Below are 25,687 nucleotides of genomic sequence, written 5' to 3' on the forward strand. Positions count from 1 at the left end.
TATTATGATTCATCCATCTTATCAGGAACTGATTGCAACTATTAACGAGGGCCAGGATCTGGACGAGGCACCGGTTGTCAGCAGCCGTTACTCTCTGGTACTTGCAACAAGCAAACGTGCAAGACAGATCATCGGCGGAGCTGAACCGCTTGTAAAAGTGAAAAAAGGCATGAAACCGCTTTCCATCGCCGTAGAGGAGATGTACAAAGGAGAGGTTACAATCCTTCCGGAATCTGAAGTTGAAGCGGAAGAGGAAACAAAAGAGGAGCCAGTAATTGAATAATATGAAAATTCTGTTTATTTCCCTTGGATGCGATAAAAACCTGGTAGATTCCGAGCATATGCTGGGTCTTCTGGTAGAGCATGGCTTCGAGATCACCGATTCCGAGGAAGATGCAGAGGTTATCGTGATAAACACATGCTGCTTTATCCACGACGCCAAAGAAGAAAGCATTCAAAATATTCTTGAAATGGCGAAGTACCGTACAGCGGGAAGCTGTAAGGTTCTTCTGGTAACGGGCTGTATGGCAGAGCGCTACCGCGATGAAATCATTGAGGAGATTCCGGAGGTTGACGCCGTACTTGGAACGAACAGCTATGACAAAATCCTGGATGCCATTCAGGATGTCCTCGGCGGCGACCGCTTCCAGGAGTATGCCGATCTGAAAGGACTGCCGAAAATTGACGCACAGCGCGTTGTAACGACAGGCGGCCATTACGAATATCTGAAAATTGCAGAGGGCTGTGACAAGCACTGTACCTACTGCATCATTCCGAAGCTGCGCGGACCGTACCGCTCCGTTCCGATGGAGGAACTGATAGCAGAAGCGAAGACGATGGCAGAACAGGGTGTCAAAGAGCTCGTTCTCGTTGCGCAGGAGACAACCATTTATGGTATCGATCTGTACGGAAAGCCGTCTCTCCACCTTCTGTTAAAAGAGCTCTGCAAAATTCAGGAGCTCTACTGGATCCGGATTCTGTACTGCTATCCGGAGGACATCTATCCGGAACTCGTTCAGACGATGAAGGAAGAGCCGAAAGTCTGTCACTACCTGGATCTGCCGATTCAGCATGCCAACGATGAGATCCTGCGCCGCATGGGTCGCAGAACATCCAAACAGGAGCTGATCGACAAAATTGATTTCCTGAGAAGCGAGATGCCGGATATCACACTGCGCACCACGCTGATCACAGGATTCCCGGGAGAGACAAAAGAGCAGCACAAAGAACTCCTCGAGTTTATCAACGACATGGAGTTCGACCGTCTCGGCGTATTCACCTACTCTCCGGAGGAGGGAACACCGGCTGCTGCGATGGAGCATCAGATCGACGAGGAGGTAAAACTGGACCGTCAGGCAGAACTGATGGAGCTGCAGCAGGATATCTCTGCAGAACTCGGCGAGCGCAGGATCGGCCAGGAGCTTCTTGTTATGATCGAGGGCAAAGTGGCGGATGAGGATGCCTATGTGGGCAGAAGCCAGGCGGACGCACCGGGTGTAGACGGCTATGTATTTGTCAATACACCGGAAACACTCGTATCCGGCGACTTCGTAAGAGTGAAAATTACCGGTGCTCTGGAATATGATCTGATAGGAGAGATAAGCCAATGAATTTACCAAACAAATTAACGATTCTGCGGGTAATTATGATTCCGTTTTTCGTGTTCTTCCTGCTGTCTGGCGTGGGCGGAAGCGCGTCCAAATGGATTGCACTGGTAATCTTTGCCGCTGCCAGCATCACGGATACGCTGGACGGCTACATTGCAAGACGTGACAATCTGATTACCGATTTCGGAAAGTTTATGGATCCGCTGGCAGATAAGCTGCTGGTATGCTCTGCACTGATCTGCTTTGTAGAGCTGGACAAGCTTCCGGCGTGGATGGTTATTATTATCATCGCAAGAGAATTTATCATCAGCGGTTTCCGCCTGGTTGCTTCGGACAATGGAATTGTCATCGCAGCAAGCTGGTGGGGAAAATCGAAAACAATCAGCCAGATGATTATGATCATTCTTCTGATCGCTGACATTCCGGCACTTTCCGTGCTGAATACCGTGCTGATCTGGGTTGCACTGATTCTGACCGTTGTTTCTCTGATTGATTACCTGGTAAAAAATAAAAACGTGCTTTCCATGCAGAACTAGGCAGGAAAAAGCACAGAATAAAAACGCTGACCGGTTTGGGATTCCAGACCGGCAGCGTTTTTTGGTTTGTAGTTTTTCAGCGTTTTTTCCCGGAAGCAGCGGAGCGGAAGAGGCGTACCATCTGGTCAATTTTTGCCGCTTCCTGTTTGGATTTTCCGGCTTTGATGGCAGAGATGATCAGGTCCGCCTCGGAGGCGGAAAACTGTGCGCCGCCCTGATTTCCCTGCATCAGGGAGAGAAGAAACGGCATCATTTCCGCCTGGGATTTTCCACGGCTCTGAGAGGCCATCTGCTGCAGTGCCTGAAGCCGGGCAAAGTCAATTCCGGAAAGAGAGGGGTCCTGCGACCAGTCGTTTTGCTTATCATCCGAACTCATAGCAGATCCTCCTCATTTCCGGGATTTATATTCTGAAGCATCTGGACCATCTGCATGGTCTGAAACATCTGGGAGAGAAGATCCCGCTGCGGACCGGCGGCAAAACGGGAAATATCCTGCAGCATCTCAAGCGGAGAGACGTGCGGGGCATCAACAGACATCATGGAAAGGTCGGCCGGACGGGAAAAAAGCTGAATGGTCCGCTGGAGCTCGAGCCATTTGCTCAAAATCGCAAGGGAGGGCTGCAGGCCGAAGGAGGCGTAGGGAATGGCAGCCTTCAGCATCTGAAGCTGATCCTGTGCGATCATCTGGTCCAGCGGTGTCATCTGTTCCACATTTTGTTCCTGTTCCTGATTCAAATTAAGATCCTTCCTGGCAGCATTCCTGCATTTGTCTTTTTATTTCTCTTTATCTTATGTTCCAGGCCGGAAAAAATGACAGAAGGCGGGAAAAAACATATGATAAGAGGAAGAAAGAAAAAGGAGACCGCCGGAAAATGGATGGAAAAGAAACAGCAAAAAGAAAACAGGTACTCGAAGGGAATGCCTTTTATGAAATAGATCTGGAATGTATGAGAAAAAAAGAAAAAAGAGAAGAGATGGAAAAGCGGGAAAGAGAAGCACGGAAACCGAAACGGTTTCGCTGAAAGAGAATTCTGGTGAAAAAAGCCCCGGGGCGGTTGATCCGCACCCGGGGCTTTTTCTGCCCGAACATCTGGGAGGACTGAAAAAAGGTCAGCAGCCGCATCCACAGTTATTGCTGTTGCCGCATCCACAGCCGTTGTTGTTCCATCCGCCGCAGCAGAACAGAAGAATCAGAACGAGCCAGCAGTCGGAATTGCAGCCATTGTTGTTGTTTCCGCATCCACATCCGCCGCAGCAGGAGAGGAGAAGCAGAATCCAGATAATACTGCAGCCATTGTTTCCGAACAGGTTGTTGTTGGAAACACCGCATCCATTATCGCAGCCACAGCCGTTGTCACATCCGCATCCACAGTTTGTAGCAGCTAAATCACTCATGTTTGTTCCTCCAAAGGAATCATTTTGCTTACAATTCATGATATGAAAAACTGCCGGGCGGGGTTACTCTTAAAGAGAAAAATTCAAAGACCCTACAGACTGCGTCCCTGAAAATCAAAAAGCTCTTTCACCGGAATGTCAAGTGCCTCAGCGATATCGAACAGAAGATTCAACGAAATAGAGGTTTTTGTATTTGGCGCTTCGATGTTGCTCATATGGGTACGACTGATATGTACCGCCTCGGCAAGTTCGGCCTGCGTCATTCCTTTTGCTCTTCGATAGTAGGCAATCGTAAGTCCAAGAAGGCGAAGATCGTTCAAGCGTTCGTAATTCATAGTCAGGAATCCCCCTTTTAGTTTTATAAATATAATGATAATACGTAATGATACAACGGAAAACAATCAAAAACAAGGCAGTTGCACATTAAAAGTTTGCATCAACAAACGGATATACCATAGAAGCAAACCTGTGAGCGGGAAAATCAGTTTGTCATAAGGCTTAGAAAGCTCTGATATAACTGCAATCTTCCGTATCCCCACTCGCGGCTTGGATAAGTAATGGTATCAGTTCGGCCAGCGCCGCGGATCAGATAGTTTTTCAGCTCCTGCGCCGTAAAATAGCGGGATGGGGTGCGTTGAATGCCCCATTGCAGGAAGAGAGCGGCAGCACCGGATGTAATAGCAGCGGACGCGCTTGCGCCGCTCCGGTTTTCGTAGGAGCCTGCTGGTCCCGGTCCGGTGACGGAAATCCCGGGGGAAGCAAAATCGGGTTTGATTTCACCAAGCCGGGTAAAGCCGCGTCCGGATTCCGGTGAAAAACTGTTATTGGATGCCTGATAGGTGGAGGGAGACAGAACGGGAACGGTGGCGGAGGGTGTCGTCAGTGTCGTGTACGGGTCGGGTTCCAGAAAGATCACATCGGAAGTGGAAAATCCGGTAATCGGAAGCCAGACGTGGAAATCGGGCGGGGAAGGAAAGGCGCGGTAAACCTGAAGTGTCCAGATGCCGGGCGTCGGATCCAGCATGCGGATCAGGATGAGCTGGCTGCCGGTCGTCGTCTGAACGACTTCGTAGTTGACGTAGATGACGGTGCGTTCCAGAACAAAGGTGATCCTCTGTTCCTGAGTCAAAGAGACGGGAATCCGCGGAATCGTTTCTCCGCCGGGAGAGCGGAATCCGACGGAAAAAAGCTGCGGAACCTGTCCCCAGAACTCCAGGACAAAACCGCGGCTGCCTTCGGAAACGAGAAACTCCACATTTTTCGGGGAGTCATTTTCGGATACGGAGCCATAATAATGGTGAGCGGCGTTTCCCTCGTTGCCGGTGGCGCAGACCGGAATAATGCCCGGCGTATTTCCGTAGCGCGCCAGCGTCAGAGCGATGGGAAGGGTTCCGGAATGACTTCCCTGATTTGTTCCAAGTGCCAGACAGATGACCAGTGGTTTTCCCTCCCTGGCTGCGACTTCGTTTAGAAAACGCATCGCAGAGAGAAGATCATCTTCTTCAAAGACAGGAGCATTGGTGGAGACAAGATAAAAGTCTTTCAGATTCTGTTTCGCCGGTTTTAACTTAACAACAGCGAAATCGGCTTCCGGTGCAGCACCGAGAAAGCCGGCGGACGCATTCGGAGTACCGCCAGCGACTCCGGCGACGTATGTTCCGTGTCCGTCCGGATCCGTGACCGGAACGACAGAAAGAGGATCCCTGCTTCGAAGCGCATCGTCAAGGTCTGACTTTTCGTAGAGACTGCCATAGGGAAACTGCGGCGGCGGTGTGCCTGTGCGGTCGGTCTGATCCCAGATGGAAAGAATCCGGCTCTGACCGTTGCTGCGCAGAAAGGCGGGGTGGCGGTAATCGATGCCGGTGTCCAGAAAACCCAGGATTACATTTTTGCCGGTATACCCGCCGCCGTAGAGATTCTGCGTCTGTACAATGCCGGAGACTTCTAAAGAGAGGGTGGAAAGCGGCGTGAAAAGTTTCGGGAGTCCGGTAAAAAGAATTTCACCAAAGAGATTTTCCGGGAGCAGGCTGCGCTCGAGAAAGAGAACGGAATACTGCGAATTCAGTGTAAGAAGGGCACTGGATTCCGGAAAGAGCATCTGGTACCGCTCGGACTGTGCCACGTAATTCTGAATCAGAATGTTGATGTAATCGTTGGAATAGATGATGTCCGTAAGATCCATAAAGAGATCCTTTGTTTTTGAAGGTATTGTATGCAAACCATACAGAAAAGTATGCATGCTCAAAAAAGAAATCCCCCTACCGGGTGCAAGATCTGCACGGTAAGGGGAAAGAAAACGAAATCAGCTTTCCAGAAGAGCGCTGATATCCTGCTTTGGTACTTCCATCGGATAATGACTGTCGAAGCATGCACGACAGATCGGCAGGTCACCGACCATGTTCTGGAGCTTTTCGATCGGCATGTAGCCCAGGGAGTCCGCTCCGATCTGCTGGCGGATTTCCTCGGTGGAATGGGAGCTTGCGATCAACTGCTTGTTGGAAGGCACATCGGTTCCAAAATAGCATGGATACAGGAACGGCGGGGAACTGATACGGACATGAACCTCGGTCGCACCGGCTTTTCGCAGCATCGTAATCAGATTCGAAATCGTTGTTCCGCGGACAATGGAATCGTCAACGAGGACAATTCGTTTTCCTTTTACGACGGATTCCAGAACACTCAGCTTGATTTTTACGCTGGATTCCCGTTCCTTTTGTGTCGGTTTGATAAAGGTACGGCCGACATAGCTGTTTTTGTGGAAGGCAAGACCGAACGGAATGCCGGATTCTTCGGAATAGCCTTTTGCGGAGGCAAGTCCGGAGTCCGGAACGCCGCAGACAAGATCTGCGTCAACCGGATAGGTCTTTGCAAGCGTTGCGCCGCCGCGGATTCTGGCTTCATAGACACTGATGTTGTCTATTTTGCTGTCGAGGCGGGCAAAATAAATATATTCAAAAATACAATGCGCTTTTTTTACGTCAACCGGCATAAATTCGGATTTCAGATTTCCGGTTTTGTCAAACGTTACAATTTCTCCCGGAGCGACATCGCGGACGAATTCAGCGCCGATCGAAGTGAGGGCGCAGCTTTCCGAGGCGAGAACCCAGGCGTTGTCCCGCTTTCCGATGCAGAGCGGTTTTAAGCCGTATGGGTCGCGCACGCCGATGAGTTTTCTCGGGCTCATGATGACAAGGGCATAGGCGCCGCGGATTTCTTTTACCGTGCGCAGAATCGCTTCTTCTACCGTTTTGGAATGAACGCGTTCCCGCGCAATGCCGTAGGCGATGATTTCAGAGTCAATCGAAGTGTGAAAAATTGCGCCGGTGTTTTCCATCTGCTCGCGCAGTTCCATAGCGTTGACCAGATTTCCGTTGTGCGCAAGGGCGAGGGAGCCTTTCAGATAATTCAGAACGAGCGGCTGTGCATTCTCTACGGTAGTGGAACCGGTGGTAGAGTACCGGACATGGCCGATGCCGATATTGCCGGACAGCTCTTCTAATTTGGATTCTTTGAAAACTTCGTTGACAAGGCCAAGGCCTTTGTAGGATTTCACATGGCCCTTTGGACCGCTGGTGTCAGAGACGGCAATTCCGCAGGACTCTTGTCCTCTGTGCTGCAGGGCGGAAAGGCCATAGTAGATCGAAGGACTGACGTCGGCACCATCCAGATCGTAAATGCCGAAAACACCACATTCCTCCCGGAGACCGGTATCATAACAATTGTTTGACGATGGCTGCATAGGTATTCTCCTTTTTTCAGTTGTAGACCTGCATGTTTTAAAAACATTGATTATCATACTCATTTTTGCGGATGATGTCAAGAAAATCGTGATATGTATAAAATATGGTGCAGAAATTTAGGATTTCGTGGAAAATGTCGAAAATAATAAAAAATAGTAAAAAAAAGTTGCAGGAAATTCGAGATGTGTTATAATCGTTTTTGATTTTGAATGAAAGCCCCGGACAGCAGCTATGGATGAGCCATGCTTGCATGAGCGAATTCATAGATATTGGCCGGGCAAGACGACATGAGTAAGTAGGGCGATAGCCCGGATTACGAATGTTGTCAGCAGTTGCGGGAGCGACGCAGGCGCGGAGTAACTGGCTTTCATCATAGAGATGTCGCCGGCAGGCGACATTTCCTTTTAGAGAAACTTGTGACGGAAAAGAAAATATCAGAAGAGAAAAACAGGAGGAAATCAATATGGCAGTAAAATATGTCTTTGTGACAGGCGGAGTAGTCTCCGGCCTTGGAAAGGGAATCACGGCGGCGTCCCTTGGACGGCTTTTAAAAGCCCGAGGATACAAAGTGACGATGCAGAAATTTGACCCGTACATCAACGTTGACCCGGGTACGATGAACCCGATTCAGCACGGCGAGGTTTTCGTTACCGATGACGGCACAGAGACAGACCTCGATCTCGGCCACTACGAGCGTTTCATCGACGAGAGCCTGGATAAAAATTCCAACGTGACGACCGGAAAAGTATACTGGTCTGTTCTGCAGAAAGAACGCCACGGTGATTTCGGCGGAGGCACCGTACAGGTCATTCCGCACATTACAAACGAAATCAAGAGCCGTTTCTACCGCGGAAAAGAAGTAGACGAGGAGCGTATTGCCATCATTGAGGTCGGCGGAACCGTCGGCGATATCGAGAGCCAGCCGTTTTTGGAGGCAATCCGCCAGTTCCAGCATGACGTCGGACACGAGAACGCCATTCTGATCCACGTTACCCTGATTCCATATCTGAAAGCTTCCGGTGAAATGAAAACAAAACCGACGCAGGCGAGCGTAAAAGAGCTGCAGGGAATCGGTATTCAGCCGGATGTCATCGTATGTCGGTCCGAGCATCCGCTGACCACCGAGATCAAAGATAAAATTGCTCTGTTCTGCAACGTTCCGTCAAGCCATGTTCTGCAGAACCTGGACGTGGAGTATCTGTATGAAGCTCCGCTTGCCATGGAGAAAGAGAACCTGGCGCAGGTTGTCTGCGAGAGCCTTCACCTTCCATGCCCGGAACCGGATCTGTCCGACTGGACCCATATGGTAGAAGCACTCCGCCATCCGAACAAAGAGGTGACGATTGCGCTCGTCGGAAAGTATATCCAGCTGCATGATGCATACCTGAGCGTTGTTGAGGCATTAAAACACGGCGGAATTGCAAGCCATGCAAACGTACACCTGAAATGGGTGGATTCCGAGCTGGTAACCGAGGAGAACGTGGCAGAGTATCTGAGCGATGTGGACGGTGTTCTGGTACCGGGCGGATTCGGAAACCGCGGTATCGAAGGCATGATCACAGCGATTCGATATGCAAGAGAGAACAAGATTCCGTTCCTCGGCCTCTGCCTCGGCATGCAGCTGACGATTGTTGAATATGCAAGAAACATTCTCGGTTACCACGACGCACACAGCATCGAGATGAACCCGAACACCATGCACCCGGTGATCGCACTGATGCCGGATCAGGATGGAATCGAGGATATCGGCGGTACGTTACGTCTCGGCGCATATCCATGCGTCCTGGCAGACGGATCGAAAGCACAGGAGTTGTACGGTGAGAAAGAGATTTCCGAGCGTCACCGCCACCGCTATGAAGTAAACAACGATTTCCGGAAAGCACTGACCGAAAACGGCATGGTTCTCTCCGGTGTTTCTCCGGACGGAAGAATCGTTGAGATGGTAGAACTTTCAGATCATCCGTTCTACATCGCAACGCAGGCACATCCGGAGTTCAAATCCCGTCCGAACCGTCCGCATCCGCTGTTCCGCGGCCTGATCGCAGCAGCAGCCGAGTACCATGCGGCAAAATAATCGATAAATGGTATGAAAAATTAGGTAAAATGCAGTAATAACCTAAGAAAGTTAAGAAAAAATATAAAAAATTATATAAAAATTAAATTTGCTCTTTACAGGACGAAAAAAATAGAGTATAGTAAGGGCAATCCAGAAAGAACGGCGGGGAACAAAAGATTCCCCTCCATTCTTTTCAGAAAAGACAAAGGATAACCGAAAATAAGGAAAGTAAAGGAAGGGAAGCCGTATGACACAGAGCAAAGAGCGTGTCATGGGAGAAGAAGGGCTGTACCGTTCTTCCTTTGAACACGACAACTGCGGTATCGGAGCCGTCGTGAATATCAAAGGTGAAAAATCCCATGCGACCGTAGAAAACGCATTAAAAATCGTAGAAAATCTTGAACATAGAGCCGGCAAAGACGCCGAGGGTAAAACAGGAGACGGAGTAGGAATCTTGTTGCAGATATCGCACAAATTCTTTTCCAAAGCCTGTTCGACCCTCGGTTTTTCATTAGGCGGAGAACGGGAATACGGCGTCGGCGTATTCTTCTTCCCACAAAATGAGCTGAAACGGAACCAGGCAAAAAAGATGTTTGAGATCATCGTGGAAAAAGAGGGACTGGAACTCCTTGGATGGAGAAACGTGCCGACCGTTCCGGAAGTTCTCGGCCATAAGGCAAGAGAGTGTATGCCTTACATCATGCAGGCATTCATCAAAAAACCGGAGGATGTGGAAAAGGGAATCGCTTTCGACCGTCGTCTGTACGTCGTACGCCGTGTTTTCGAACAGAGCAACGACAACACCTACGTGCCATCCCTTTCCAGCCGTACCATCGTATACAAAGGTATGTTCCTCGTAGGACAGCTCCGCACCTTCTTCCGCGATCTGCAGGATGTCGATTATGAATCTGCAATCGCCATGGTGCATTCCCGGTTCAGCACGAACACGAACCCAAGTTGGGAGAGAGCCCATCCGAACCGTTTCATCGTACACAACGGCGAGATCAACACCATCCGCGGAAACGCCGACAAGATGCTGGCCCGTGAGGAGACGATGTCCTCTCCGATGCTGCAGGATGAACTGCACAAGGTTCTGCCGGTTGTCAACACCCAGGGTTCTGACTCTGCAATGCTCGACAATACACTCGAGTTCCTGACCATGAGCGGTATGGATCTTCCGCTGGCTGTCATGATCACGATCCCGGAGCCATGGGCAAACAACGATACGATTTCCCAGGAGAAACGTGATTTCTATCAGTATTATGCAACGATGATGGAGCCGTGGGACGGACCGGCATCGATCCTGTTCTCCGACGGAGATGTGATGGGAGCAGTGCTCGACCGCAACGGTCTTCGTCCTTCCCGTTACTACATCACCAACGATGGATTCCTGATCCTTTCCTCTGAGGTCGGTGTTCTGGAAGTTCCGGAAGAAAAAATCGTCTTAAAAGAGCGTCTCCATCCGGGCAAGATGCTTCTCGTCAACACCGTACAGGGAAAAGTCTTAAACGATGAGGAAGTCAAAGAATATTACGCAAAGAAACAGCCGTACGGCGAATGGCTCGACAGTTATCTGGTACAGTTAAAGGATATCAAAATCCCGAATCTGCCGGTCGAAGAGTACACGAAAGAAGAGCGGATGCGCCTGCAGAAAGCGTTCGGCTACACCTACGAGGAGTACCGTTCCTCCATCGGAAAGATGGCATTAAACGGTGTCGAGGCAACCGCTTCGATGGGTATCGATACCCCGCTTGCCGTTCTCTCCCATGAGCATCAGCCGCTGTTCAACTATTTCAAACAGCTCTTCGCACAGGTAACGAACCCGCCGATCGACTGCATCCGTGAGGAGATCGTAACTTCCACAAGCGTTTACGTCGGACGTGACGGAAATCTGCTTGAGGAGGAGCCGAAGAACTGCCAGGTATTAAAGATCAACAATCCGATCCTGACCAATACCGATATGCTGAAGATCAAGAACATGAAAGTCGAAGGCTTCAAGGCAGTGACCGTTCCGATCACCTACTACAAGAGCGCACCGCTTGACCGTGCGATGGACCGCCTTTTCGTCGAGGTTGACCGTGCACACCGGGCAGGAGCCAACATCCTGATTCTCTCTGACCGCGGCGTCGATGAGAACCATGTGGCGATTCCATCCCTCCTGGCTGTATCTGCGGTTCATCAGCATCTGGTAAAAACGAAAAAGAGAACTTCTCTTGCGATTATTCTGGAGTCCGGCGAGCCGCGCGAGGTGCACCATTTCGCAACACTGCTCGGCTACGGTGCCTGCGCAATCAACCCGTATCTGGCACTCGACACGATCCATGAGCTGATCGAAGAGGGCATGATCAAGAAAGATTACTACGCAGCCGTTGAAGATTACAACCACGCAGTCATCTCTGGTATCGTAAAAATCGCAGCGAAGATGGGTATCTCCACGATCCAGTCGTATCAGGGTTCCCAGATCTTCGAGGCCATCGGTATCTCAGCAGATGTCATCGACAAATACTTCACCGGTACGGTCAGCCGTGTCGGCGGTATTACCCTGGAAGACATTGCAAAAGATGTCGATGAGCGTCATTCCCAGGCATTCGATCCGCTGGAGCTGTCTACCGATCTGACACTGGACAGTATCGGCCGTCATAAATCGAGAAGCCAGGGCGAGGAGCACCGCTACAATCCGCGCACCATTCATACACTGCAGGAGTCCACAAGACGCGGCGACTACAAGATGTTCAAAGAGTACACAGCAATGGTCGACAGCGAGGAGAGCGGCTATCTGCGGAGCCTGATGGACTTCGATTATCCGGAGCAGGGCGTTCCGCTCGAAGAAGTTGAGAGCGTAGATTCTATCGTAAAACGATTCAAAACAGGTGCGATGTCCTACGGTTCTATTTCTCAGGAGGCACATGAGACACTGGCAATTGCCATGAACCGTCTGCATGGAAAATCCAACACTGGTGAGGGCGGTGAGAGTGATGACCGTCTCGAATCCCCGGAGAGATGCTCCGCGATCAAACAGGTAGCATCGGGAAGATTCGGCGTTACCAGCAAATACCTTGTCAGTGCAAAAGAGATCCAGATCAAGATGGCTCAGGGTGCAAAACCGGGCGAGGGCGGCCACTTACCGGCCGGAAAGGTTTACCCGTGGATTGCAAAAACACGTCACTCCACACCGGGTGTATCCCTGATTTCCCCGCCGCCGCACCACGACATCTACTCCATCGAGGACCTTGCACAGCTGATTTATGACCTGAAAAACTCGAATGTGAATGCAAGAATCTCCGTTAAACTGGTATCCGAAGCAGGTGTTGGTACTGTCGCAGCCGGTGTTGCAAAAGCCGGAGCACAGGTTATCCTGATTTCCGGATATGATGGAGGAACGGGAGCAGCACCGAGAAGTTCCATCCACAATGCAGGACTTCCATGGGAGTTAGGCCTTGCCGAGACCCATCAGACGCTGATCAAAAACGGCCTCCGTAACCGTGTCATGATCGAGACCGATGGTAAGCTGATGAGCGGCCGTGACGTTGTGATTGCAGCACTCCTTGGCGCCGAGGAATTCGGTTTTGCGACCGCACCGCTTGTAACGATGGGATGCGTTATGATGCGTGTCTGCAACCTCGATACCTGCCCGATGGGTATTGCAACCCAGAACCCGGAGCTGCGCAAACGTTTCCGCGGCAAACCGGAGTACGTCATCAACTTCATGCGCTTCATCGCAGAAGAGATGCGGGAATACATGGCAAAACTTGGCTTCCGCACCGTTGACGAGATGGTCGGCCGTTCCGACTTCTTAAAGAGAAATGATAAAGTGACGAACGAGCACGCAGACCGCGTAGACTTAAGCCAGATCCTGAACAATCCGTTTGCAAAAGCAGGCGAGAAGGTAACGTTCGATCCGAAAGATGTTTACGACTTCAAACTTGGCGCAACCCTGGATGAGAAGGTACTCTTAAAGAAATTCGGTCCGGCAATGGATAAGAAAGAGAAGAAGACCGTCAAAGTCGAGATCACCAACACCGATCGTACCGTGGGAACGATTCTTGGTGCCGAGATCACCAGAAAATTCGGCACCTCTCTGGAGCCGGATACGTACACCGTACAGTGCAAGGGTGCCGGCGGACAGAGCTTCGGAGCATTTATTCCAAAAGGACTGACCCTGGAACTTGAGGGCGATTCGAACGATTACTTCGGAAAAGGCCTCTCTGGCGGAAAACTGGTTGTCTACCCGCCGAAAGCAAGAAAGTATAAACCGGAAGAAAACATCATCGTCGGAAACGTTGCCCTCTACGGCGCAACGAGCGGTGAGGCGTACATCAACGGTATCGCAGGAGAGCGTTTCTGTGTCAGAAACTCCGGTGCTTACGCCGTTGTCGAGGGTGTCGGTGAGCATGGATGCGAGTATATGACCGGCGGCCGTGTCGTTGTCCTCGGCGCAACCGGAAAGAACTTTGCAGCCGGCATGAGCGGCGGTATCGCTTATGTCCTGGATGAAAAGAGCAACCTGTACCGCAATTTGAACAAGGAAATGATTTCGATTGAACTGGTAGAAAGCAAATACGATATTGCAGAGCTGAAAAACATGATTGAAAAACACGTCGCACACACCGGCTCTGAAAAAGGTAAAGAAATTCTCACACACTTTGACGAATATCTGCCGAAATTCAAGAAGATCATTCCGAATGACTATAAGCGCATGATGATGCTGAGTGCCCAGATGGAAGACAAGGGCCTTAGCAGCGAACAGGCACAGATTGAAGCATTTTACGAAAGCATGCGTAAGTAGGAGGAAGAAGAATTATGGGTAAGCCAACTGGATTTATGGAATATCAGCGCAAGACGGGAAACACCGTTGCCCCGCTTGAGCGTATCAAAAACTTTAAGGAATTTCATCTGCAGCTCCCGAAAAAGGAACAGCAGATGCAGGCTGCCCGCTGTATGGCATGCGGTGTACCGTTCTGCCAGGCGGGAACCATGATTGCGGGAATGGCCTCCGGCTGTCCGCTGCAGAACCTCGTTCCGGAGTGGAATGACCTTGTGTATCTTGGAAACTATGAGCAGGCATACCGCCGCCTCACCAAGACAAACTGTTTTCCGGAATTTACCTCCCGTGTCTGCCCGGCACTCTGCGAAGCAGCCTGTACATGCAACGTAAACGGAGACCCGGTCTGCACGAAGGAAAATGAACGCGCGATCATCGAAAACGCATGGGCAACCGGCCTGATTACGCCGCAGCCGCCGAAAGTGCGCACCGGAAAACGCGTTGCCGTTGTAGGAAGCGGTCCTTCCGGCCTTGCAGCAGCGATGCAGCTCAACCGCCGCGGCCATTCTGTTACGGTCTTTGAACGCCGCGACCGCGTGGGCGGACTTTTACGCTACGGTATTCCGAACATGAAACTCGATAAGAGCGTCATCGACCGCCGTGTGGATCTGATGAAGGCCGAGGGCATCGAGTTTGTGACGAATGCTGATATCGGAAAAGATGTAAAAGCTGACAAACTCTTAAAAGAATTTGACCGTGTCCTGCTCTGCTGCGGTGCGGCAAATCCAAGAGATATCAAGGCAGAGGGAAGAGATGCAAAGGGCATCTACTTTGCTGTCGATTTCCTGACTTCCGTAACGAAGAGTCTTCTGGATTCCAATTTTGAGGATCATGCCTACATCGATGCCAAGGGCAAACACGTTGTTGTCATCGGAGGCGGCGACACCGGTAATGACTGTGTCGGAACTTCCATCCGTCTCGGTGCCAAATCTGTGACACAGCTTGAGATGATGCCGAAAGCACCGGATCAGCGTGCCGAGAACAATCCGTGGCCGGAGTGGCCGAAGATCTGCAAGACGGATTACGGCCAGGAAGAGGCAATCGCCGTATTCGGCCATGATCCGCGGATTTACCAGACAACCGTAACGGAATTTATCAAAAACAAAAAAGGTGAAGTCTGCCAGATCAAGACCGTAAAACTGACACCGAAAAAAGATGAGAAATCCGGCCGCATGATGATGGTTCCGGTTGAGGGAACCGAAGAGATTCTCCCGGCAGATCTCGTTCTTATTGCAGCAGGCTTTTTAGGATCCCAGAAATATGTGACCGATGCATTTAAAGTGGAAGTCAACCAGCGCACCAACGTGAAGACAGATGACGGAAAATACCAGACAACAAAAGAAAATGTCTTCACCGCAGGCGATATGCACCGCGGCCAGTCCCTGGTCGTATGGGCGATCCGCGAGGGACGCGAGGCAGCAAAGGCAGTCGATGAATCCCTGATGGGATACACGAATCTCTAAGTTTTTCTTGACAAAACACGCGAAAAACTGCTATAATATGCCCAAAACAAGGGTGTTTTTACGCAAGGTGTCTTTCTGCCCTGCCGCGTGAAAACACCCTTTTCGTTTAGAATCGTCTTTGATAAAGGAGAGAATCGATATGGCAAAGTATACGAAGGAAGCGATCCTTCAGATGGCGGAGGAAGAAGATGTTGAATTTATCCGCCTGCAGTTTACCGATATGTTTGGAATGATGAAAAATATGGCCATCACCGCCGGACAGCTGGAAAAAGCCCTGAATAATCAGTGCGTTTTCGATGGCTCTTCGTTCGAAGGATTTGTCACCATCGAGGAAGCAGACATGTTTCTGCACCCGGATCTCGACACCTTTGCAATACTTCCGTGGCGTCCGCAGCAAGGAAAGGTTGCAAGATTGATCTGTGATGTGTATGATAGAGAGGGGAATCTTTATGCAAAGAGTTCCCGAACCATCCTTCAGAAGGTAATTTCCGAAGCGAAAGCGATGGGTTATGAGTTTGAAATCTCACCGGAGTGTGAATTTTTCCTGTTCCACACCGATGAGGACGGCGGAGCAACGAGTGTAACGCACGACAAAGGCGGTTATCTGGATCTTGGACCGCTGGACCTGGGAGAAAACGCGCGGCGCGATATGGTGCTGACTCTCGAAGAAATGGGAATCGACGTTGAGTCTTCCTTCCACGAGGTAGCGGCAGGCCAGCACGAACTGGATTTCTGTCCGGCTGCAGCACTTCGGACGGCAGATCAGCTGATGACTGCCAAATTTGCTATCCGTACGATTGCAAAACGTCATGGTCTTCACGCAACCTTTATGCCAAAACCAAAAACCGGAGTTCACGGATCGGGTCTTCATCTTTCCTTCTCCCTGTTTCAGGAGGGAAAAGATGTGTTTGCCGACAAATCCGATGAATACGGGCTCAGCAAAGAGGCATATTACTTTATGGGCGGACTGATGAAACACATCAGCGGAATCGCAGCGATTACCAATCCGCTTGTAAACTCCTACAAACGTCTGACACCGGGATACGGTGCACCGATCTACGTGGCATGGTCTGCAAAGAACAGAAGCCCGCTGATCCGCATTCCGCTGACGGGAGACGGTATCATGGCCATTGAGCTTCGATGCCCGGATTCGGCAGCCAATCCGTACCTAGCACTTGCTGTCTGCATGGCAGCAGGACTTGACGGTATCAAACAGAAAATCGTTCCGCCGTCCCCGGTGGACCGCAATATTTCCGATCTGACAGAAGAAGAACGAAACGCGATGCAGATCACCCTTCTCCCGGGAAGCCTTGGAGAAGCGGTCGCAGAGTTAAAGAAAGACGATTTTCTGTGTCAGGTACTCGGCCAGGAATTTGTGGATGGATATATCAATGCCAAAGAAGAAGAGTGGCATGAGTATCTCCGCCAGGTATCCGACTGGGAGACCGAGAAATATCTGTACCGTATTTAGACGACGAAGGGGCCTGAAAATGCATGAGCAGCATAGTGATAGTACTTCCCAAAATAGAAGATGGAAAGCGCATCCGGGATATTCTGGCAAAAAGAGGATATGAAATCGATGCTGTCTGTTCGACAGCGGCAGCGGCGCTCGGAGAGATGAACAACTTAAACGGCGGTATCGTCATCTGCGGCTACAAGCTTCCGGATATGTTTTTTACGGATCTGAATGAGTGTATGCCGTCCGGCTTCCAGATGCTTCTGATTGCATCGAGCCGCGCATTAAGTGCGGTGGAGGGAACCGGAATCATGGCGGTTACGATGCCGCTTTCCGTGTACGAGCTGGTCAATACACTGGAGATGATGCTGCAGAGTGCGGCACGGCGCAGAAAGAAAGAGCGGGCAAAGCCCAAGGTGCGCAGCGCCGAGGAACAGCACATCATCGATCGTGCAAAAAGCCTTCTGATCGAACGAAATCACATGACCGAGTCGGAGGCCCATCGCTACATGCAGAAATGCAGCATGGACAGCGGCACCAATCTGGTTGAAACGGCACAGATGGTGCTGACGCTTTTGACAGAGTAAGAAAAAGTGAAAAGGAGCGACATAATAATGTTCAAAATCAATGACAATTATCTGAAATTGCCGGGAAGCTATCTGTTTTCCACCATTGCAAAAAAAGTTGCAGCTTACACCGAGGCAAATCCGGACGCGAAAATCATCCGTCTTGGAATCGGCGACGTAACCCAGCCGATCGCACCGGCGATCATTGAAAAGCTGCACGGAGCAGTGGATGAGATGGGACACGCAGAGACCTTCCACGGATATGCACCAGATCTTGGATATGCTTTCCTTCGCGATACCATCGCAAAAAATGATTATCGGGACAGAGGATGCGATATCTCATCTGATGAAATTTTTGTATCGGACGGCGCAAAATGCGACTGCAGCAACATTCAGGAGATCTTCAGCCTGGACAACAAGATCGCTGTATGCGACCCGGTTTATCCGGTTTATGTAGACTCCAACGTAATGGCAGGCCGTGCCGGTGACTACGACGCAGCAACCGAGCGTTTCACGAATGTGATTTACATGCCGTGTACTGCAGAAAACAACTTCACCCCGGATCTCCCGAAAGAAACCCCGGATCTGATTTATCTGTGCTTCCCGAACAACCCGACCGGCGCTATGGTTTCCAAAGCCGAGCTGCAGAAATGGGTTGATTATGCAAATAAAGTAGGAGCCATCATCCTGTATGATGCTGCATACGAGGCATATATCTCAGAAAAAGACATTCCGCATTCCATCTATGAGTGCGAGGGTGCAAGAACATGTGCCATCGAAATGCGCAGCTTCTCCAAGAACGCAGGCTTTACCGGTATGCGTCTTGGATTCACCGTTATCCCGAAAGACATCAAATCCGGCGATGTGACTCTGCACAGCCTGTGGGCACGCCGTCACGGAACGAAATACAACGGAGCTCCGTACATCATCCAGAGAGCCGGCGAGGCTGTTTACTCTCCGGAAGGAAAAGCACAGTTAAAAGAGCAGGTTGCTTACTACATGAAGAACGCAAAAGTCATCTACGACGGATTAAAGGGCGCAGGCTACACCGTATCCGGCGGCGTCAACGCTCCGTATATCTGGCTGAAAACACCGGGAAATATGACTTCCTGGGAGTTCTTTGATCACCTGCTTGCAGACGCAAACGTAGTCGGAACACCAGGATCAGGCTTCGGCCCGAGCGGAGAAGGCTACTTCCGTCTGACTGCATTCGGTACGTATGAGAATACAGTAGAGGCAGTGGAGAGAATCAAAAAACTGTAAATTGTGTGCGAAATACCAATAAAACGGAATTTCTGCGCAATTTTATAAACACGCGAAAAAATAATTTTGTATAGATAAAATTCACGAAAAAATGCATTAGAATTTATATAAAATCCGTAAAAATTAGGTGTTTACAAATGCAAAACTGCTGTGCTATAATGCACAGTATGAAAAAGGCAGTGAAGGAAACTCCGTATGCGGAATCTGACAGGAAGCCGATGTCACCGACTGAGAGCATCAGCATGGAGGAAACATACAATGGGGAACATTCCGGAGCCGGTCTGCTGAACATGAGATCCGAACAGGAAATCAAGTAGGCAGATCCGTGATACGCGTTAAGTATAAATGAGTGGGCGTTTTCCCCCGGAAAACCGGAGAGAAAAACGCAATGCGGGTGGTACCGCGGGAACATAAAATATCCCGTCCCGGAACAGTAGTTAAAAAACTGTTCCGGGACTTTTTTATTTGAAAACGCAATCCGGGACAGGCGAGAAAGAGAGGAGAACAAGACATGGAATTTATGACAGGCGTAAAGAAAAAAGAAGACATCTCCGTAAAAACTCTGCTGGAGATACCGGAAGGCACAGAAGTAAAACTCGAAGGAGCCGTACACATCATCCGTGACATGGGCGAGGTTGCCTTTGTCATCTTAAGAAAGAGCGAGGGACTCGTTCAGTGTGTGTACGAAGAAGGAAGTGTTGACTTCCCGCTGAAAGATCTGAAAGAGGAATCGGCAGTTGCCGTAACCGGAACGGTCAAAAAAGAGGACCGCGCACCGGGCGGCGTCGAAGTCAGGCTGCAGACCATCACCGTTCTTTCCGAGCCGACCGAGCCAATGCCGCTCGCAGTCAACAAATGGAAAATGAACACCTCCCTTGAAGCAATGCTGAACATGCGGCCGATCGCTCTTCGAAACGTCAGAGAGCGTGCAAAATTCCGCATCCAGGAAGGCGTGGTACGGGCGTTCCGTGATTTCCTTCATTCCCAGGGATTCACCGAAATCCATACACCGAAGATCGGCGCGAAAGGCGCTGAAGGCGGCGCAAACATCTTCAAGCTGGAATATTTCCACCGCCCGGCTGTCCTTGCACAGAGCCCGCAGTTCTACAAACAGATGCTCGTCGGCGTGTTTGACCGTGTCTTTGAAGTTGGACCGGTTTTCCGTGCAGAGAAACACAACACGAAACGTCATCTGAACGAGTATACCAGCCTTGACTTTGAGATGGGCTACATCGAGGATTACACCGACATCATGGCAATGGAAACCGGATTTTTACAGTACATGGCGGAGCTTCTTAAAAAGGATTACGCAAAAGAGCTGGAGATCCTGAAAGTTATGCTTCCAAAGACAGAAGAAATCCCAACTGTACCGTTCACGAAAGCGAAAGAGCTGGTAGCCGAGAAATACAACCGAAAGATCCGCAACCCGTTCGACCTTGAGCCAGAGGAGGAGCTTCTGATCGGCCAGTATTTCAAAGAGGAGTACGATGCAGACTTCGTATTCGTCACCGAATATCCGTCGAAAAAGAGACCGTTCTATGCGATGGACGACCCGGAGGATAAGAGATACACAAAGAGCTTCGACCTGCTGTTCCACGGTCTGGAGATTACAACCGGAGGCCAGCGTATCCACGATTACAAGATGCTCTCTGAAAAGATCGCAGCCCGCGGCATGACAGAAGAGGGCATGGAGCAGTATTTAAGTGCTTTCAAACACGGTATGCCGCCGCACGGAGGTCTTGGCATCGGTCTGGAGCGTCTAACCATGAAGCTGATCGGTGAGGACAACGTCCGCGAGACAACGCTGTTCCCGCGTGATCTTACAAGACTGGAGCCGTAAGCGGATCCTGCTGGAAAATGAAAAAGGAGAATGAGTGAAATGGCAAATGTGATTTCAGATGAAACGATGGAATATGTCGGCATCCTGGCAAAGCTGGAATTAAAGGATGAGGAAAAAGAATCCGCACGGCAGGATATGCAGAAGATGCTGGATTATGTAGATAAATTAAACGAGCTCGACACCAGCAAGGTCGAGCCGATGACCCACATTTTCGAGATGGGAAATGTATTCCGCGAGGATGAAGTAACCAATGGCGACGACCGCGATGCAATGCTTACCAATGCACCGGAAGTCAAAGAGGGCCAGTACAAGGTTCCGAAAACGGTAGAATAGCAGGAGGAGATTGATATGGAAATCAAAGATATGACAGCAGTACAGCTTTCTGCCGCAATCAAAGAAGGAAAGATCACTGTAGCGGACGCTGTAGAAGCGTCTCTTGCGGCAGTCAAAGCATCGGAAGAATCAATTCACGCATTCCTTCTTGTGGATGAAAAGGGTGCAAGAGCACGCGCGGCAGAAGTGCAGAAGAAAATTGACGCAGGAGAGCTCACCGGTCCGCTGGCCGGCGTTCCGATTGCGGTCAAGGACAACATCTGTACGAAAGGTCTTGCGACGACGTGTGCGTCAAAGATCCTGCAGAACTTTGTTCCGACGTACGATGCAGAGGTTATCACACGGCTCGAAGAGGCGGGAGCCGTTATCATCGGAAAGACAAACATGGATGAGTTTGCGATGGGAAGTACGACAGAGACTTCCGCGTACGGCGTGACGAAAAATCCATGGAACACCGAACACGTTCCAGGCGGTTCCTCCGGCGGTTCCTGCGCAGCCGTTGCAGCAGGAGAAGTACCGATGGCACTTGGCTCCGATACCGGCGGATCGATCCGTCAGCCGAGTTCCTTCTGCGGCGTAACCGGCATGAAACCGACGTACGGCACCGTTTCCCGTTACGGACTGATCGCTTATGGTTCCTCCCTTGACCAGATCGGACCGGTCGCAAAGGATGTGACAGACTGTGCAGCACTGCTGCAGACGGTCGCTTCGTATGATGCAAAAGATGCGACATCGATGAAACGCGACGATTACGATTTCATGAGCGCTTTAAAAGAAGATGTCTCCGATCTGAAAATCGGTATTCCGAACAGCTGCTTCGGCGAAGGCCTGGATCCGCAGGTGAAGGAATCCATTTTAAAAGCTGCCGATGTCCTGAAGGCACGCGGAGCAGAAGTAGAGTATTTCGATCTCGACCTCATTGATTATGCCATTCCGGCTTACTACGTTATTGCATCCGCTGAGGCAAGCTCCAACCTGGAACGCTTCGACGGCGTGAAATACGGCTTCCGTGCCAAAGAGTACGAAGGACTCCACGATATGTATAAGAAGAGCCGTTCTGAGGGCTTCGGTCCGGAGGTGAAACGACGGATTATGCTGGGAAGCTTCGTCTTAAGCTCCGGTTACTACGATGCGTATTATCTGAAAGCACTGCGCACGAAAGCCCTGATTAAAAAAGAGTTTGACCGCGCATTTGAAAAATACGATATGATTTTAAGCCCGGCAGCACCATCGACCGCACCGCGTCTTGGCGATTCGCTTTCGGATCCTTTACAGATGTATCTGGGCGACATTTACACCGTATCGGTCAACCTCGCCGGCCTTCCGGGCATCACCGTTCCGTGCGGCATGGATGACAAGGGGCTTCCGATCGGCATGCAGCTTATCGGAGACTGTTTCTCAGAGAAAAAACTGTTCCGTGCAGCATACACCTATGAGCAGGCACGCGGTGCATTCGGGCAGCCAGAAAAATGGTAAGGAGGAAGCAAAACAATGTCAAAACAGTATGAAACCGTCATCGGACTTGAAGTACATGTGGAGCTTGCGACGAGAACAAAAATTTTTTGCGGCTGCTCTACCGCATTCGGCGGTGCGCCGAACACCCACACCTGCCCGGTCTGCACCGGTATGCCGGGATCCCTTCCGGTATTAAATAAGAAGGTTGTCGATTACGCCCTGCGCGTCGGACTGGCTGCAAACTGCAAAATCAACCAGCTCTGCAAATTCGACCGGAAGAACTATTTCTACCCGGACAACCCGCAGAACTATCAGATTTCCCAGCTGTATCTGCCGATCTGCCACGATGGATATGTCGAGATTGACACCGCAGCGGGAAAGAAGAAAATCGGCATTCATGAGATCCACATGGAGGAGGATGCCGGAAAGCTGATCCACGATGAGTGGGAGGATTGCTCACTCGTCGACTACAACCGAAGCGGCGTTCCGCTGATCGAGATTGTATCCGAGCCGGATATGCGCTCTGCGGAAGAGGTTATCGCTTATCTGGAAAAACTGCGTATGATGATTCAGTATCTCGGCGCATCCGACTGCAAACTGCAGGAGGGCTCGATGCGTGCCGATGTCAACCTTTCGGTCCGTGAGGTTGGAAGTGAGAAATTCGGAACACGTACCGAAATGAAGAACCTGAACTCCTTTAAGGCAATCGGAAGAGCGATCGAGGGAGAGCGTGCAAGACAGATCGAGCTGATCGAGGAAGGAAAAGCCGTTGTCCAGGAGACCCGCCGCTGGGACGACAACAAAGAGTATTCCTACGCGATGCGTTCGAAAGAGGATGCGAAGGATTACCGCTACTTCCCGGACCCGGATCTGCCGCCGGTGCACATTTCCGACGAGTGGATCGACCGCATTGTGAAATCCATGCCGGAATTCCAGCCGGAAAAACAGGCACGCTACGTGGAGCAGTACGGACTGCCGCAGTACGATGCGGGCATTCTGACCGGTTCCAAGAAGCTGTCCGATCTCTTTGAGGAGACGACGGCGCTCTGCGGCAAACCGAAAAAAGTGGCAAACTGGCTGATGGGCGAGACCTTACGTCTCTTAAAGGAGAACGGCCAGGAGCCGGAGGATCTGCAGTTTTCACCGAAGCATCTGGCATCCCTGATCGAACTGGCAGAAGCCGGATCGGTCAACAACCAGGTGGCAAAAGAGGTATTTGAGCAGATCTTTGCAGAGGATGTCGATCCGGAAGCATACGTCGAGGAGCACGGACTGAAAACCGTAAACGACACCGGCCTTCTGGAAGAAACTGCGAGAAAAGTTCTGGAAAACAACCCTGGCCCGGTAGAGCAGTACAAATCCGGAAAGACAAAAGTCCTCGGATTTCTGGTCGGCCAGGTCATGAAAGAAATGAAAGGCAAAGCCAACCCGGCAGCAGCAGGAGAGCTGCTGCAGAAGCTGCTGTCTGAATAAAGAAAACAAAATTGCACGAATGGAGGCCTGGAAATGGTCTCCATTTTTCAGCCCGAAAAATCAAAGAAAATGCATAATCTGCCTCCTTTTGGGAAATTCTTTATAAAGAAACCGGAAGAGATAAAAAGACGATACAAAATCCGGAAAAAGGAGGTTTCTTTACATGAAAGGACTGGATTACACCGCACTCACCGTTGCAATCATCGGAGCCGTCAACTGGGGCTTGATCGGATTCTTCCGCCTCGACCTCGTCGCCCTGATCTTCGGAAACATGACGTGGCTGAGCCGCATCATCTACGCGGTTGTCGGCATCTGCGGTCTCTACCTGATCTCCGTCTACGGAAGAATTTCCGACCACGTACTGGGACAGGCGTAAGAACAGGAACCCTCTCATATACGCAGAGAAAGGCGGTATGAGAGGGTTTTCTTTTGCTGTTTTAGGAAGGACAAAACAAATATTGCGGCCCTCTGTATGGTTTTGAGCAGGGATATGGATCAGAAAAAGAAAAAATACCGGATACTTCTGATGCAGCTTTCCTGTGCCGTTCTTCTGGCGAGTGATGCCGCAGCGTGGGCATTCAGCGGAAGTCCTGGGAGTCTGGAAAGAGGTATTGTGTATGTGAGTAACTATCTGGTTTGAATGTGATAGATCTTGCTGAATGGATTGCCCTTGCAGCAATTTTTATGAGTCGATGCATTATATTAATGTGCAGACGCAGAAATATCATATTGTAAAGACAACATCGCAGAGTGCAGCCCAAATGGGGGAATATGAGATCATAGACGATTTTGGCGGGCATGCGAAGTGCATGGCAGAGAAAATGTGCATGGAATCACAACTGGAAGAAACTGCTGCATTTATCAATCTCAATACGCTGGAAGAGCGGCTCGCCGGAAAAAACAGTATCATACACGAATTTATCGATAAAAAAACAGGCTGGTGCCGGAGCAGATTCATTCCTGTTGATTACGATGAAAATGGAAGGCTTCTGCATGTGCTGTTTTGTATTGAGTGTATCGAAGAAGAGAAAAAACGTGAGAACCGCTTGATTTATCTGGCACAGACGGATCTTATGACGGGATTGTATAACCGTGGAAGCGGGGAAAGACAGATTTCCCATCTGCTGCAGGAAAAAACAGGAGGTCTGCTTTGCCTGATTGATTGTGACAAATTCAAAACAATCAACGATACGTATGGACACTCGACAGGGGATAAGGTTATTATCGCCGTTGCAGAGACGATGCAGAAATCCTGCCGGGACAAGGACGTAGTTCTGCGCCTCGGGTGTTGTATGCTCTAAAAGACTTCTTAATCAAGCGGTTGGGAAGTCTCTTAGAACACACAACCTAAAACCGAAGAAAGGAGCGCAAGTTATGAGAAAAAATGAGAAAATCACAGCTCTGTACGAACGACTGAGCCGTGATGACTTTGGCAAAGATGATGACCAACAGCGTGAGAGCAATTCCATATCCAATCAAAAGGCAATGTTGGAGGAGTTCGCCGCACGGCAGGGCTTTACAAACATTGTCCATTTCACGGACGATGGCATTAGTGGTACTTGCTTTGACCGTCCCGGATTTTTAGCAATGATGAAAGAAGTGGAAGCCGGGAATGTGGAGTATTTGTGCATCAAGGACATGAGCCGCATGGGTCGTGACTATCTGAAAGTCGGTCAGATTAT

Annotated in this window: 25 protein-coding genes; 19 read left to right on the forward strand and 6 right to left on the reverse strand. The window is 50.3% G+C overall.

Annotated features, from left to right (window positions below):
- Nucleotides 1-4 precede the first annotated feature (4 nt).
- Genes rpoZ through pgsA form a run of 3 tightly spaced genes read left to right on the forward strand, consistent with a single transcriptional unit; the run spans nt 5 to nt 2,143 of the window.
- Complete coding sequence (gene rpoZ, locus DWZ44_RS16290) at nt 5-283, forward strand: DNA-directed RNA polymerase subunit omega (protein WP_022461424.1); 279 nt, start codon at nt 5-7, stop codon at nt 281-283.
- 1 nt (nt 284) lies between these two features.
- The gene (rimO, locus tag DWZ44_RS16295) at nt 285-1,610 is read left to right on the forward strand and encodes a 30S ribosomal protein S12 methylthiotransferase RimO (RefSeq protein ID WP_055217739.1); all 1,326 of its coding nucleotides are present in this window, start codon (nt 285-287) and stop codon (nt 1,608-1,610) included.
- Complete coding sequence (gene pgsA / locus DWZ44_RS16300) at nt 1,607-2,143, forward strand: CDP-diacylglycerol--glycerol-3-phosphate 3-phosphatidyltransferase (RefSeq protein ID WP_055228244.1); 537 nt, start codon at nt 1,607-1,609, stop codon at nt 2,141-2,143. The genes rimO and pgsA overlap by 4 nt, the downstream gene beginning before the upstream one ends.
- Before the next feature lie 76 nt (nt 2,144-2,219).
- Here pgsA and DWZ44_RS16305 read toward each other — a convergent pair whose 3' ends face one another.
- Nucleotides 2,220-2,519, reverse strand: coding sequence for a hypothetical protein (locus tag DWZ44_RS16305; protein WP_022461427.1), 300 nt, complete (start codon nt 2,517-2,519; stop codon nt 2,220-2,222).
- Nucleotides 2,516-2,878, reverse strand: a complete 363-nt coding sequence (locus DWZ44_RS16310) for a hypothetical protein (RefSeq protein WP_055217741.1) — start codon at nt 2,876-2,878, stop codon at nt 2,516-2,518. The genes DWZ44_RS16305 and DWZ44_RS16310 overlap by 4 nt, the downstream gene beginning before the upstream one ends.
- A 137-nt stretch (nt 2,879-3,015) precedes the next feature.
- Here DWZ44_RS16310 and DWZ44_RS18505 point away from each other — a divergent pair, with 137 nt between their 5' ends.
- Nucleotides 3,016-3,165 carry a hypothetical protein gene (locus tag DWZ44_RS18505; RefSeq protein WP_172680771.1) on the forward strand — a complete coding sequence of 50 codons (150 nt, stop codon included), beginning with the start codon at nt 3,016-3,018 and terminating at the stop codon, nt 3,163-3,165.
- An 88-nt stretch (nt 3,166-3,253) separates the two neighbouring features.
- Here DWZ44_RS18505 and DWZ44_RS16320 read toward each other — a convergent pair whose 3' ends face one another.
- The 4 genes from DWZ44_RS16320 to purF form a co-directional block, all read right to left on the reverse strand.
- Complete coding sequence (locus DWZ44_RS16320) at nt 3,254-3,538, reverse strand: hypothetical protein (protein ID WP_055228247.1); 285 nt, start codon at nt 3,536-3,538, stop codon at nt 3,254-3,256.
- 92 nt (nt 3,539-3,630) lie between these two features.
- A complete protein-coding gene (locus DWZ44_RS16325) occupies nt 3,631-3,873 on the reverse strand; it encodes a helix-turn-helix transcriptional regulator (protein WP_022462361.1) in 243 nt (80 codons plus the stop codon).
- A gap of 146 nt (nt 3,874-4,019) precedes the next feature.
- Nucleotides 4,020-5,720 carry a S8 family peptidase gene (locus DWZ44_RS16330; protein WP_158565941.1) on the reverse strand — a complete coding sequence of 567 codons (1,701 nt, stop codon included), beginning with the start codon at nt 5,718-5,720 and terminating at the stop codon, nt 4,020-4,022.
- Nucleotides 5,721-5,840: 120 nt separating this feature from the next.
- Nucleotides 5,841-7,277 (reverse strand): amidophosphoribosyltransferase, encoded by a 1,437-nt coding sequence (purF, locus tag DWZ44_RS16335; RefSeq protein WP_117761558.1) that lies wholly within the window; start codon nt 7,275-7,277, stop codon nt 5,841-5,843.
- A 464-nt stretch (nt 7,278-7,741) separates the two neighbouring features.
- Between purF and DWZ44_RS16340 the strand changes: the two genes are divergently transcribed.
- From DWZ44_RS16340 to DWZ44_RS16400, 15 genes are all read left to right on the forward strand, one after another.
- On the forward strand, nt 7,742-9,352 hold the full coding sequence (locus DWZ44_RS16340; RefSeq protein WP_117761556.1) for a CTP synthase: 1,611 nt from the start codon (nt 7,742-7,744) through the stop codon (nt 9,350-9,352).
- A gap of 229 nt (nt 9,353-9,581) precedes the next feature.
- A complete protein-coding gene (gene gltB / locus DWZ44_RS16345) occupies nt 9,582-14,120 on the forward strand; it encodes a glutamate synthase large subunit (RefSeq protein WP_117761555.1) in 4,539 nt (1,512 codons plus the stop codon).
- 14 nt (nt 14,121-14,134) lie between these two features.
- Nucleotides 14,135-15,619, forward strand: a complete 1,485-nt coding sequence (locus DWZ44_RS16350) for a glutamate synthase subunit beta (protein ID WP_022462356.1) — start codon at nt 14,135-14,137, stop codon at nt 15,617-15,619.
- 139 nt (nt 15,620-15,758) lie between these two features.
- Nucleotides 15,759-17,090, forward strand: a complete 1,332-nt coding sequence (glnA, locus tag DWZ44_RS16355) for a type I glutamate--ammonia ligase (protein WP_117761554.1) — start codon at nt 15,759-15,761, stop codon at nt 17,088-17,090.
- A 23-nt stretch (nt 17,091-17,113) separates the two neighbouring features.
- Nucleotides 17,114-17,662 carry an ANTAR domain-containing response regulator gene (locus DWZ44_RS16360; protein WP_022462354.1) on the forward strand — a complete coding sequence of 183 codons (549 nt, stop codon included), beginning with the start codon at nt 17,114-17,116 and terminating at the stop codon, nt 17,660-17,662.
- Between the two features lie 27 nt (nt 17,663-17,689).
- A complete protein-coding gene (locus DWZ44_RS16365; protein ID WP_055265995.1) occupies nt 17,690-18,904 on the forward strand; it encodes an LL-diaminopimelate aminotransferase in 1,215 nt (404 codons plus the stop codon).
- 167 nt (nt 18,905-19,071) lie between these two features.
- Complete coding sequence (locus tag DWZ44_RS18295) at nt 19,072-19,221, forward strand: hypothetical protein (protein ID WP_158555021.1); 150 nt, start codon at nt 19,072-19,074, stop codon at nt 19,219-19,221.
- Between the two features lie 194 nt (nt 19,222-19,415).
- Complete coding sequence (gene aspS / locus DWZ44_RS16370; protein WP_117761553.1) at nt 19,416-20,744, forward strand: aspartate--tRNA(Asn) ligase; 1,329 nt, start codon at nt 19,416-19,418, stop codon at nt 20,742-20,744.
- A gap of 39 nt (nt 20,745-20,783) precedes the next feature.
- Nucleotides 20,784-21,077 (forward strand): Asp-tRNA(Asn)/Glu-tRNA(Gln) amidotransferase subunit GatC, encoded by a 294-nt coding sequence (gatC, locus tag DWZ44_RS16375; RefSeq protein ID WP_055228254.1) that lies wholly within the window; start codon nt 20,784-20,786, stop codon nt 21,075-21,077.
- A gap of 15 nt (nt 21,078-21,092) precedes the next feature.
- Entirely contained in the window at nt 21,093-22,553 is a 1,461-nt protein-coding gene (gene gatA / locus DWZ44_RS16380) for an Asp-tRNA(Asn)/Glu-tRNA(Gln) amidotransferase subunit GatA (RefSeq protein WP_117805348.1), read from the forward strand.
- A 15-nt stretch (nt 22,554-22,568) separates the two neighbouring features.
- Entirely contained in the window at nt 22,569-24,005 is a 1,437-nt protein-coding gene (gene gatB, locus DWZ44_RS16385; protein WP_055217758.1) for an Asp-tRNA(Asn)/Glu-tRNA(Gln) amidotransferase subunit GatB, read from the forward strand.
- A gap of 163 nt (nt 24,006-24,168) precedes the next feature.
- Entirely contained in the window at nt 24,169-24,381 is a 213-nt protein-coding gene (locus tag DWZ44_RS16390; RefSeq protein ID WP_055228257.1) for a DUF378 domain-containing protein, read from the forward strand.
- Between the two features lie 114 nt (nt 24,382-24,495).
- Nucleotides 24,496-24,645, forward strand: coding sequence for a hypothetical protein (locus tag DWZ44_RS18300; RefSeq protein WP_158565943.1), 150 nt, complete (start codon nt 24,496-24,498; stop codon nt 24,643-24,645).
- Between the two features lie 52 nt (nt 24,646-24,697).
- On the forward strand, nt 24,698-25,306 hold the full coding sequence (locus DWZ44_RS19200) for a GGDEF domain-containing protein (RefSeq protein ID WP_330411490.1): 609 nt from the start codon (nt 24,698-24,700) through the stop codon (nt 25,304-25,306).
- Between the two features lie 73 nt (nt 25,307-25,379).
- The coding region (locus DWZ44_RS16400) for a recombinase family protein (protein ID WP_330411491.1) at nt 25,380-25,687 on the forward strand (308 nt) is incomplete at its 3' end.

This window comes from Blautia sp. AF32-4BH (assembly GCF_003460565.1).
In the GTDB taxonomy this organism is placed as follows: domain Bacteria; phylum Bacillota; class Clostridia; order Lachnospirales; family Lachnospiraceae; genus Fusicatenibacter; species Fusicatenibacter saccharivorans.

Excerpts from the sequence above, each read along its gene's own strand:
- rpoZ (WP_022461424.1), top strand. The coding sequence starts at position 5 with ATGATTCATCCATCTTATCAGGAACTGATTGCAACTATTAACGAGGGC.
- rimO (WP_055217739.1), top strand. The coding sequence starts at position 285 with ATGAAAATTCTGTTTATTTCCCTTGGATGCGATAAAAACCTGGTAGAT.
- pgsA (WP_055228244.1), top strand. The coding sequence starts at position 1,607 with ATGAATTTACCAAACAAATTAACGATTCTGCGGGTAATTATGATTCCG.
- DWZ44_RS16305 (WP_022461427.1), bottom strand. The coding sequence starts at position 2,519 with ATGAGTTCGGATGATAAGCAAAACGACTGGTCGCAGGACCCCTCTCTT.
- DWZ44_RS18505 (WP_172680771.1), top strand. The coding sequence starts at position 3,016 with ATGGATGGAAAAGAAACAGCAAAAAGAAAACAGGTACTCGAAGGGAAT.
- DWZ44_RS16320 (WP_055228247.1), bottom strand. The coding sequence starts at position 3,538 with ATGAGTGATTTAGCTGCTACAAACTGTGGATGCGGATGTGACAACGGC.
- DWZ44_RS16325 (WP_022462361.1), bottom strand. The coding sequence starts at position 3,873 with ATGAATTACGAACGCTTGAACGATCTTCGCCTTCTTGGACTTACGATT.
- DWZ44_RS16330 (WP_158565941.1), bottom strand. The coding sequence starts at position 5,720 with ATGGATCTTACGGACATCATCTATTCCAACGATTACATCAACATTCTG.
- purF (WP_117761558.1), bottom strand. The coding sequence starts at position 7,277 with ATGCAGCCATCGTCAAACAATTGTTATGATACCGGTCTCCGGGAGGAA.
- DWZ44_RS16340 (WP_117761556.1), top strand. The coding sequence starts at position 7,742 with ATGGCAGTAAAATATGTCTTTGTGACAGGCGGAGTAGTCTCCGGCCTT.
- gltB (WP_117761555.1), top strand. The coding sequence starts at position 9,582 with ATGACACAGAGCAAAGAGCGTGTCATGGGAGAAGAAGGGCTGTACCGT.
- DWZ44_RS16350 (WP_022462356.1), top strand. The coding sequence starts at position 14,135 with ATGGGTAAGCCAACTGGATTTATGGAATATCAGCGCAAGACGGGAAAC.
- glnA (WP_117761554.1), top strand. The coding sequence starts at position 15,759 with ATGGCAAAGTATACGAAGGAAGCGATCCTTCAGATGGCGGAGGAAGAA.
- DWZ44_RS16360 (WP_022462354.1), top strand. The coding sequence starts at position 17,114 with ATGAGCAGCATAGTGATAGTACTTCCCAAAATAGAAGATGGAAAGCGC.
- DWZ44_RS16365 (WP_055265995.1), top strand. The coding sequence starts at position 17,690 with ATGTTCAAAATCAATGACAATTATCTGAAATTGCCGGGAAGCTATCTG.
- DWZ44_RS18295 (WP_158555021.1), top strand. The coding sequence starts at position 19,072 with ATGAAAAAGGCAGTGAAGGAAACTCCGTATGCGGAATCTGACAGGAAG.
- aspS (WP_117761553.1), top strand. The coding sequence starts at position 19,416 with ATGGAATTTATGACAGGCGTAAAGAAAAAAGAAGACATCTCCGTAAAA.
- gatC (WP_055228254.1), top strand. The coding sequence starts at position 20,784 with ATGGCAAATGTGATTTCAGATGAAACGATGGAATATGTCGGCATCCTG.
- gatA (WP_117805348.1), top strand. The coding sequence starts at position 21,093 with ATGGAAATCAAAGATATGACAGCAGTACAGCTTTCTGCCGCAATCAAA.
- gatB (WP_055217758.1), top strand. The coding sequence starts at position 22,569 with ATGTCAAAACAGTATGAAACCGTCATCGGACTTGAAGTACATGTGGAG.
- DWZ44_RS16390 (WP_055228257.1), top strand. The coding sequence starts at position 24,169 with ATGAAAGGACTGGATTACACCGCACTCACCGTTGCAATCATCGGAGCC.
- DWZ44_RS18300 (WP_158565943.1), top strand. The coding sequence starts at position 24,496 with ATGGATCAGAAAAAGAAAAAATACCGGATACTTCTGATGCAGCTTTCC.
- DWZ44_RS19200 (WP_330411490.1), top strand. The coding sequence starts at position 24,698 with ATGCATTATATTAATGTGCAGACGCAGAAATATCATATTGTAAAGACA.